At 66.5% G+C, this 1,126-nt stretch carries 1 protein-coding gene; it reads left to right on the top strand.

Annotated features, from left to right (window positions below; translation table 11 throughout):
* Positions 1-211 (top strand): transposase (locus AB0I68_RS39135; protein ID WP_363182217.1); only part of this gene is annotated, 211 nt, incomplete at its 5' end.
* Positions 212-1,126: the final 915 nt, after the last annotated feature.

A 1,126-nucleotide genomic window follows, 5' to 3' on the forward strand; every position in this document is an offset into this window, starting at 1 on the left:
CCGGCTGCCGCCGTACGCACCCGATCTCAACCCCGTCGAGGCCGTCTGGTCCCTCGTGCGCAGAGCGATGGCCAACACCGCGTTCGATACATCCGACGACCTCGACCGCACACTCCGCCGCGAGTTACGCAGAATCCAGCTCCGGTCCCACCTGATCGACGGCTGCCTCACCGCCACCGGCCTGCCCCTCGACCCACCGACCCCACACTGAAAATCTCAGTAACGGTGCTCACGCCCCGGCGCCGTGATTCGGGGTAGGGCGGCGGTCAGACCCTGACCGCCCGTTCTCAATGACGAGGGCCACACCCGCTCGCGCCAGGCGTTCGGGGCCGGGGAAGCGGATCGCCGCGTCGGAACCCCGAGGAGCGATGGGGGGTGCGAACTAGGCCTGGCTATGGGACAGTTCATGATGTCGTGTCACCGGCTGCTGGGGGTAAGGGCGGAATATGGCGGACGAGGGGGACGGCTGGCTGACGGAGCGCCAGGTGAGCACTTTGTGGCCGGGCGTCGGTACTCGCTCGGTGTATGTGAATGCGCTGGCCCATGGGGTGCGGATCCATACGGAGAGCTGGATGACCACTACAGGGTCCGCCGGCAAGAGGTGGTATCACGCCGATGACGTGCGCCGAGTGGCTCCGCAAATAGCAGCCCAGCCACCCCTCAAGGGGCCGTCCCCGGTACCGTGCTGTCTGCTGCTGATCGTTCTGGCAGCGGGACCGGTCGTGTGGCTGGTGATGGCGATACGAAGCGGGCAGTAGAGGTCAAGTGTGTGGCTGCGCGGCTGGCCAGCCGCGAGATGCTGGGTTGTCAACGGCATCATCTCTGGCTCGTTGGGCAGGGCGCCGCCGAGCCCGAAGGAGAGGCCGGTCAGATGCCTGCATCATCAGCAACCACCCACAAGAGCGAACTCCGGGGCGAGACCGTGACACCGCACGACCGCGACACCGGCGGCCTGCAACGGGATGCTGTCGGCTCCAGTCACGGACCTCGGGACCGAGACACTCGGCATGGTGGACACGACCTTTGCCGCGTTACTGACTTCGGCGTTTCAAGGTGAGGCTGGGGTGTCGAGGGTGAGTCCGGTGCCGGCTATGAAGCCGTCGAGGGTGTGGGGCCGGTATTGAAG

This window comes from Streptomyces sp. NPDC050448 (assembly GCF_040655295.1).
GTDB lineage: Bacteria > Actinomycetota > Actinomycetes > Streptomycetales > Streptomycetaceae > Streptomyces.